9 protein-coding genes are annotated in these 7,686 nt (G+C 70.6%); 8 read left to right on the plus strand and 1 reads right to left on the minus strand.

Translation table 11 applies throughout. From position 1 onward, the window contains the following. The coding region (locus WA805_RS16015) for a phosphoenolpyruvate carboxylase (protein WP_425242733.1) at positions 1-904 on the minus strand (904 nt) is incomplete at its 3' end. A 61-nt stretch (positions 905-965) separates the two neighbouring features. On the opposite strand from WA805_RS16015, the gene WA805_RS16020 reads away from it, so the two are divergent. From WA805_RS16020 to WA805_RS16055, 8 genes are all read left to right on the plus strand, one after another. Then, positions 966-2,564, plus strand: a complete 1,599-nt coding sequence (locus WA805_RS16020; RefSeq protein ID WP_422288182.1) for an acyl-CoA carboxylase subunit beta — start codon at positions 966-968, stop codon at positions 2,562-2,564. Between the two features lie 29 nt (positions 2,565-2,593). Beyond that, positions 2,594-3,562 carry an NYN domain-containing protein gene (locus WA805_RS16025; protein ID WP_422276863.1) on the plus strand — a complete coding sequence of 323 codons (969 nt, stop codon included), beginning with the start codon at positions 2,594-2,596 and terminating at the stop codon, positions 3,560-3,562. After that, positions 3,555-3,779: an acyl-CoA carboxylase epsilon subunit gene (locus WA805_RS16030; RefSeq protein WP_422337768.1), complete on the plus strand. Its 225-nt coding sequence runs from the start codon at positions 3,555-3,557 to the stop codon at positions 3,777-3,779. Before WA805_RS16025 ends, WA805_RS16030 begins: the two co-directional genes overlap by 8 nt. A 52-nt stretch (positions 3,780-3,831) precedes the next feature. After that, positions 3,832-4,185: a cupin domain-containing protein gene (locus tag WA805_RS16035; protein WP_422323791.1), complete on the plus strand. Its 354-nt coding sequence runs from the start codon at positions 3,832-3,834 to the stop codon at positions 4,183-4,185. After that, complete coding sequence (locus WA805_RS16040) at positions 4,185-4,967, plus strand: HpcH/HpaI aldolase family protein (RefSeq protein WP_422288179.1); 783 nt, start codon at positions 4,185-4,187, stop codon at positions 4,965-4,967. The genes WA805_RS16035 and WA805_RS16040 overlap by 1 nt, the downstream gene beginning before the upstream one ends. Next, positions 4,964-5,953, plus strand: a complete 990-nt coding sequence (locus WA805_RS16045; RefSeq protein ID WP_422323792.1) for a VOC family protein — start codon at positions 4,964-4,966, stop codon at positions 5,951-5,953. The genes WA805_RS16040 and WA805_RS16045 overlap by 4 nt, the downstream gene beginning before the upstream one ends. Beyond that, on the plus strand, positions 5,950-6,906 hold the full coding sequence (locus tag WA805_RS16050; RefSeq protein WP_422288176.1) for a ketopantoate reductase family protein: 957 nt from the start codon (positions 5,950-5,952) through the stop codon (positions 6,904-6,906). Before WA805_RS16045 ends, WA805_RS16050 begins: the two co-directional genes overlap by 4 nt. Before the next feature lie 38 nt (positions 6,907-6,944). Then, positions 6,945-7,686 (plus strand): DNA cytosine methyltransferase (locus WA805_RS16055; RefSeq protein ID WP_425242734.1); only part of this gene is annotated, 742 nt, incomplete at its 3' end.

Genomic DNA, 7,686 nt, shown 5'->3' on the forward strand with positions numbered 1-7,686 from the left:
CCTCCAGCGCGCGCAGCGCGTGATCCCCTTGGATGAGCGCGGCCTCCCTGGTGACCGCCGCGGTCACCGTCGGGTTGCCGTCCCGGTCGGCGCCGACCCAGCTGCCGAACCGCAAGAACGCGGGCACCGGCGGCGCTTTCACGCCGCTGTCCGGGCCCAGCAGCACGTGGTCCATCGCCCGGTACACGGCGGGCACCAGCCGGAACAGCGTCTCGTCGAACGCGGTCATCACCGTGCGGACCTCGTCGGCGGGCGTCATCCCGGCCACCCGCAGCTGCGCGGTCCGCCACAGCAGGTCGACCTCCTCGTGCAGCCGCCGCCGCACCTCCGCCTGCTGCGCCACGCCGGACGGCTGGTCGTCGATCTCGGTGAGCAGCCCGCTGAGCCGGCGCAGCGACGCAACCACCGCGCGGCGGCGCGCCTCGGTCGGGTGCGCGGTGAACACCGGGTGCACCCGCAGCCCGGCCAGCACGTCGTGCACGTGGTCGAGGCCCTGCTCGGCGGTGATCCGCGCGACCGCGTCCGCGAGCGACTCGCGCGGCGGGCTGTCCCCGGAATCGCGCTCCCGCAGCGTACGCACCCGCTGCTGCTCTTCCGCCAGGTTGGCCAGGTGAAAGTAGACGGTGAAGGCGCGGGCGACCTGCTCGGCGCGCTGCCGGGACCAAGAGGCGACGAGCGCCGCGATGGCATCCCCGGCGGCAGCCGCCTCCGGCGACGCCAGGTCAGGTACCCGGCGGGCCTCGATCACCGCGCGCCGCAGCCGCTCCACGTCCGAGAGCAGATCAGGCCCGTCGGACTCGGTGATGACCTCGCCGAGGATGTCGCCGAGCAGCCGGACGTCCCGCCGCATCGTCTCAGGCAGCTCGGCCGAGTCCCGCTCCCTGTCCACGCTCACGCTGCTCACGAGACCGACTCTAGCCACCGGCGGGTGAACCCAATCATCCGGCGCCATTACCCTTTCCCTCATGACGGCAGCTGAGACGAGTGACGGTGCGGCGCCCGATCCGCACACCACGGCGGGGAAGATCGCCGATCTGGAGCGCCGCAGGCACGAAGCGGTCCACGCCGGCTCGCAGGCGGCCGTCGAGAAGCAGCACGCGCGCGGCAAGCTGACCGCCCGCGAGCGGATCGACCTGCTGCTCGACCCCGGCTCGTTCACCGAGTTCGACGAGCTGGCCAGGCACCGCGCCCGTGACTTCGGGATCGCGCGGAACCGGCCCTACGGCGATGGCGTGGTCACCGGCACCGGCACGGTGGACGGCCGGCCAGTCGCCGTGTTCAGCCAGGACTTCACCGTGTTCGGCGGCAGCCTCGGCGAGGTCTACGGCGAGAAGATCGTCAAGGTGATGGACCATGCGATGAAGACCGGCTGCCCGGTCGTCGGCATCAACGACGGAGGCGGCGCGCGAATCCAGGAAGGCGTGGTGGCGCTCGGGCTGTTCGCCGAGATCTTCTTCCGCAACACCCGCGCCTCCGGCGTGATCCCGCAGATCAGCCTGATCATGGGGCCGGCCGCGGGCGGGGCCGTGTACTCCCCGGCGATCACCGACTTCACGCTGATGGTCGAGGGCACCAGCCACATGTTCATCACCGGCCCCGACGTGATCAAGACCGTGACGGGCGAGGACGTGACCTTCGAGGAGCTCGGCGGGGCGCACACCCACGCGGCCAAGTCGGGCGTCGCGCACTACCAGGCGGAAGACGAGGAGGACTGCATCGCCTTCGCCAGGGACCTGCTGTCCTACCTGCCGTCGAACAACCTCGACGAGCCGCCGCTGGTCCCCGTCACGCCGGACTACGAGATCAGTCCGGACGACGAGGAACTCGACACCCTCATCCCCGACTCGCCGAACCAGCCGTACGACATCCACCGGGTCATCGAGACCGTCGTCGACGAAGACACGTTCCTGGAGATCCACGCCGCCTTCGCGCCGAACATCGTGGTCGGCTTCGGCCGGGTCGCTGGCGCGCCCGTCGGCGTGGTCGCCAACCAGCCCATGCACTTCGCCGGCTGCCTGGACATCGACGCCTCGGAGAAGGCGGCGCGGTTCGTGCGGACCTGCGACGCGTTCTCCATCCCCATCCTCACGTTCGTCGACGTCCCTGGCTTCCTGCCCGGCGTCACCCAGGAGTGGGGCGGCATCATCAGGCGCGGCGCCAAGCTGCTGTACGCGTACGCCGAGGCCACCGTCCCCAAGGTCACGGTGATCACCCGCAAGGCCTACGGCGGCGCCTACGACGTCATGGGCTCCAAGCACCTCGGCGGCGACATCAACCTGGCGTGGCCCACCGCGCAGATCGCCGTGATGGGCGCGCAGGGCGCGGTCAACATCCTGTACCGGCGAGAGCTGGCCAAGGCGGAGGACCCGGACCGGCTCCGGGCCGAGCGGACGACCGAATACGAGGACACGTTGGCCAACCCGTACATCGCGGCCGAGCGCGGCTACCTGGACGCGGTGATCCGCCCCGCGGAAACGCGGGCCGCTGTCACCCGGGCACTGCGCAGCCTGCGAACTAAACGGGAAACGCTGCCGCCCAAGAAGCACGGCAACATTCCATTGTGATCCGACGAGTCCGCTACAGTCAGAAGGCAATGAGCGATTTCGCTGCCCCGCTGCCCGTCCTCGCCAGATATGCGGTCCTGGTGGACGTCGGGTACATCTACGCGGCCGGCGGCGAACTGCTTTTCGGCACCAGCTCGCGGCGCGAATACCGGGTGGACGCGGTCAGCCTCATCCAGGCCGTCACCAAGCACGCTGACGAGCTATTTCGCGGCGAACTGCTCCGCGTCTACTGGTATGACGCGGCGCGGGACCGGGTGCCCACCATCGACCAGCGCGTCGTCGCCCAGATGCCCTGGGTCAAGCTGCGGCTCGGCAACCTGAACGCGCGCGGCCAGCAGAAGGGCGTCGACGCCAACATCAGGGCCGACATGGAGGCCCTCGCCAGGCACCGCGCGATCACCGACGCGGTGCTGATCGCGGGCGACGAGGACATGGTGCCGGCGGTCGAGGCCGCGCAGGCCTTCGGCGTGCGGGTGCACCTGTGGGGCATCGAGCCGCCGTACGGCACGAACCAGGCCGAGCGGCTGGTGTGGGAATCGGACACCGTCGACGTGCTCGACGGGCCGTTCCTCCGTCCGTACTTCACCAGGAACCCGACTGTCGAGCAGCCCCGGCCGGACATCCAGGCCACGGTTCCGTCGCCGGCCCAGCTGTTCGGCGAACGGCATTTCCGGCAGACGGGCCCGATCGGCCGCAACTCGCACGTCGCCTCCACCGGCCCGATGCCGAGGCTCGGCCCGGACCGACGGCAAGTCGAAGAGGCCGGCGAGCACGTCGCGCACAAGTGGATCCTCACCCGCGGCTCGGACAACATCCGCGACCTGCTGCCAGGCCCCATCCTGCCGCCCGTCATCGATAAGGAACTGCTCGTCGAGGCGGAAAAGGAACTCGGCCAGTCGCTGCGTCCCTACCAGGAGGCCCGCGAATGGCTGCGGGACGCATTCTGGGCACGGGTGCACCGGGAATTCGGTATAGGTGTCGGCAAGTCTCGTGGCTGACGAGAATCCGTTCCTGAAGATCGTCAAAGGTGACGCCTCCGCCGAGGAGATCGCGGCGCTTGTCGCCGCGCTCGCGGCCGTCGCCGCCGCACGCAGCGGTGCCGGGGAGGGGTCGGAGCGCGGGCCCGTTCCGGATAACTGGAATGCCAGAGCCCGGCTGATGCGGTCACCTGTGCGCCCAGCCGCGGATGGCTGGCGGCGATCCGCTCTTCCCTAAAGCCGCCGGATCATATATTTTCACTTCGGTCACTGGAAGCCGGGGTGGTGCCATGAAGAAGGCGAACATCGACGAGCTCAAGCTGAGCGACGTGCGTCCCGGGGTCACCCGGCGGTCGTTCTCCGGCGAGGGCGCGACGCTGGCGTGGGGCACGCTCAGCCCCGGTCACGAGCCCCGGCCGCACACCCATCCGCACGAGCAGATCGTGTACATCGTCTCCGGACACGGCCAGTTCACCGTCGGCGACGAGACGGCCGACGTCACGGCCGGTGACATGCTCGTCGTGCCGTCCGGGGTGCTGCACTACGCGGTCGCGGCTGGCGACGAGCCGATGGTGGACCTGAGCGTGTTCAACCCGCGGCGCGACGACTACTACGCGATCGACGAGGGCGATCCCGGCGCCTGATGGCCGGTGATGGCTCGCGCGGGCACCTGCGGGCCCGGCTGCGCGACGGGGAGCGGCTGCTCGGGACGTTCGTGAAGTCCCGCGACCCGTTGATCAGCGAGACGCTCGCGACCGCCGGGTACGACTTCGTGGTCGCCGACCTCGAGCACTCGTCGCTGTCGGCTGGCGAGGTGGAGGGGATCGTCCGGGCCTGCGATGCCCATGACGTGCCGGTGATCGCCCGGATCCCGGCGACCTGGCTGGCGCTGTGCGGCGCGCTGCTGGACGCCGGCGTGACGGGCATCCAGGTCAGCGACGTGTCCTCGCCCGGTGCGGCCGCGGCGGTGCGGGCCGCCGCACACTATCCCCCGATCGGGGAGCGAAGCTTGTCGCTGTCGACTCGGGCCGCGATGTTCGGCGCCGTCCCGGCGGCGGAGCACGTCGGGTCGAGCCTGGCGCGGACCGTGCTCGTCGGGCAGATCGAGTCGGCCCCTGGACTGGCCGCGCTGCCGGGAATACTCGAGTCTGGCGTGTTCGACGCGCTGTTCTTCGGACCGACGGACCTAGCCGTTTCGCTGGGGCATCCGGGCGACCCAGGCCATCCTGACGTGGCGGCCGCGCTCGCTACGGCGACCGACCTCATCCTCGGGCACGGCACGCCCCTTGGCATCTTCTGCGCCACCGCCGACGAGGCGCGGCGGTGGGCCGCACGCGGCCTGACGCTGCTGGCGATCTCCACCGACCTCGGGATGCTGCGCGGCGCCGCCGTCTCCGCCCTCGGACAGCTGCGGGCTCCGCGATGACCGGGGAACGCTGGCGGGACGTCGCCCACATTGGGCACGCGGAACTGCTGACTCAGGTGCCGGAAGACAGCCTGCGGTACTTCACCTCACTGCTAGGGCTTTCCGTCGTCGCCGAAGAGCCGGGCTCGTGGTACCTGCGCGGGTACGGCGACTACGAGCCGTACTGCCTCAAGCTGACCGCCGCTGCGCGGCCGGGGCTCGGGTACGTGGCGCTGCGGGCGTGGAGCCCTGAGGCGCTAGCGCGGCGGGTCGCCTGGCTTGAGTCGGCCGGAGTGCCCGGGGCGTGGGTGGAGCCGGAGGCAGGGAAGGGGCCGTTCTTCGCGTTCGAGGATCCGGACGGGCATCCGGTCCGGCTCTACTACGAGACGACGAAGTACGTTTCGCCGGCCGACTCGCGGCCGGCCATGAAGTCGAACCACCAGCGGTACACGGGCACCGGCGCGAACGTCCGGCGGCTCGAGCACGTCAACCTCATGGCCGCCGACGTCCGGGCGTGCCGGGTGTTCTGGGAGAACGGGTTCGGGCTGCGCACGTTCGAGATCATCCGGGATGCCGACGGCTGGGAAGACGGGGCGTGGCTGTCGTCCACCGTGCAAGGGCACGAGATCATCTACGTGCGCGATTACCTTGGCGGCCGGGGGCGGCTGCACCACCTGGCGTTCTGGGTGGACTCCCGCGAGGATGTGCTGCGGGCGGCCGACCTGATGAACGACGCCGGCGTGCCCATCGAGGCGGGCCCGTCCAGGCACATCCCCATCCAGGGGTTCTACCTGTACACCCGCGAACCGGGCGGGAACAGGATCGAGATCTGCTCGGGCGGCTACCTCGGCTTCGATCCGGACGACAACCCGGTGATCTGGACCCCGCCCGAATACGCGGCCAAGCCCGGCTGGGGCGCCCGGCTGCCTTCGACGTTCCGGACGTACGGGACCCCGCCGCTCGGCGATCCTTCGGAAACCGACACCTCCGGCTGGCCGGCCCCGTGAAGATCACGATCGCCGGGTCGGGGGCGATGGGGTGCCGGTTCGGCGGCGCGCTGTTCTCGGCTGGGCATCAGGTGGTGCTGCTCGACGGGTGGCGCGAGCATGTGGACGCGATCAACGCGTCCGGGCTGCGGATCGACGACGTTGACGGCTCCCAAGTGATGCGCGTTCCGGCACGGCCGTTCCCCGCCCCGGCGGAGCCCGCCGACCTGGTCATCGTGTTCGCCAAGGCCACTGCGACCGCCTCGGTGGCCGCCGCGGCGGCGGCTGCGATCGGCTCTTCTACGCTGGTGCTCACCCTGCAGAACGGCCTCGGCAACATCGAGGTGCTGCGGTCCTACGTGCCCGAGACCCGGCTGCTCGCCGGCACCACCACGCTCGGCACCGAACTGCTCGGACCTGGGCACATTCGCGCGCTGGGCTCCGGCGAAACGGTGCTGGGAGCTCTCGGCCCGGCCTCGTCGGAGTATCCAGAACGTCTCGTGCTCACTCTCTCCGCCGCCGGTCTTCCCGCCCGCGTGGCCGACGACACCCTCGGCGTCATCTGGGCGAAGGTCGCCTTCAACTGCGTGATGAACACGCTGTGCGCGATCGCCTCGATCCCGGTGTCCGCGCTTGGCCGCTATGACGGGTTCGACGAGCTGGCTTCCTCGATCCTGGCCGAGGTCGCGGCCGTGGCGCGGGCCGAGGGCGTGTACGTGGACAAGGCCGCGGCGCTGCGGCTGATGAAGGCGCAGTTCGACCCTTCCGCGTCGGGTTCCCACCTGGCGTCCACGCTGCAGGACCTGATGAACGGCCGTCGCACCGAGATCGCCCATCTCAACGGCGCGATCGCCGCCCGCGCCGCCGAGCACGGCCTCGACGCGCCATTGAACGCCCTCATCACCCGGCTGATCCAGCTGCTAGAGGCCACCTGGCCGGAGCGCGTCAACCGCCTCCACCCCGACACGCAATAGCTCCGCCGAAGCGGGGCGAATGTACGGGAAGATGCTGCATGAGTCAGCGGGAGGTCACCATGCCGGAGCACCGGGTCGTCGAGATCTGTGCCGGGGCGGGCGGGCAGTCGCTGGGGCTTGAGCTCGCCGGGTTCGAGCATGAACTGGCCGTCGAGCTCGATCCGAACGCGTGCGCCACGCTGCGGGGCAACCGGCCGCACTGGAAGGTGGCTCAGGGGGACGTCGCCAGCCCCGCGGTCTGGTCCCCCGCCGACTACGCCGGTATCGACCTGCTGGCCGGCGGGGTCCCGTGCCCGCCGTTCACCATCGCCGGCAAGCAGCTCGGCGCGACCGATGAACGGGACCTGTTCGCCTGGGCGATTGAGCTTTGCGGAGTCATGGGGCCGCGGGCGCTGCTGCTGGAGAACGTGCGAGGGCTTTCACTGCCGCGGTTCGCGGCCTACCGGCAGCATGTTCTCGACCGGCTCGCGGAGCTCGGATACGCGGCCGACTGGCGGCTGCTGCACGCCTCGGACTACGGGGTGCCGCAACTGCGGCCGCGGTTCGTGCTTGTCGCCATGCGGCCGGAGGATTTCGCCTATTTCTCCTGGCCGGAGCCGGCTGGCCCGCCGCCGTCCGTTGGCGAGACGCTCCACGATCTGATGGCGGAGAATGGCTGGCCGGGGGCCTCTGCCTGGGCCAGGCGCGCGAACGCCATCGCGCCGACGCTCGTCGGCGGATCCAAGAAGCACGGCGGGCCCGACCTCGGCCCTACCCGGGCAAAGCGGGCCTGGCGTGAGA

Origin of the sequence: Trebonia sp. (genome assembly GCF_049794275.1) — a bacterium.
Lineage (GTDB): Bacteria > Actinomycetota > Actinomycetes > Streptosporangiales > Streptosporangiaceae > Trebonia.

Bases quoted from the DNA above. Each gene is read 5' to 3' on its own strand.
- WA805_RS16020 (WP_422288182.1), top strand. From the start codon at position 966: ATGACGGCAGCTGAGACGAGTGACGGTGCGGCGCCCGATCCGCACACC.
- WA805_RS16035 (WP_422323791.1), top strand. From the start codon at position 3,832: ATGAAGAAGGCGAACATCGACGAGCTCAAGCTGAGCGACGTGCGTCCC.
- WA805_RS16040 (WP_422288179.1), top strand. From the start codon at position 4,185: ATGGCCGGTGATGGCTCGCGCGGGCACCTGCGGGCCCGGCTGCGCGAC.
- WA805_RS16025 (WP_422276863.1), top strand. From the start codon at position 2,594: ATGAGCGATTTCGCTGCCCCGCTGCCCGTCCTCGCCAGATATGCGGTC.
- WA805_RS16045 (WP_422323792.1), top strand. From the start codon at position 4,964: ATGACCGGGGAACGCTGGCGGGACGTCGCCCACATTGGGCACGCGGAA.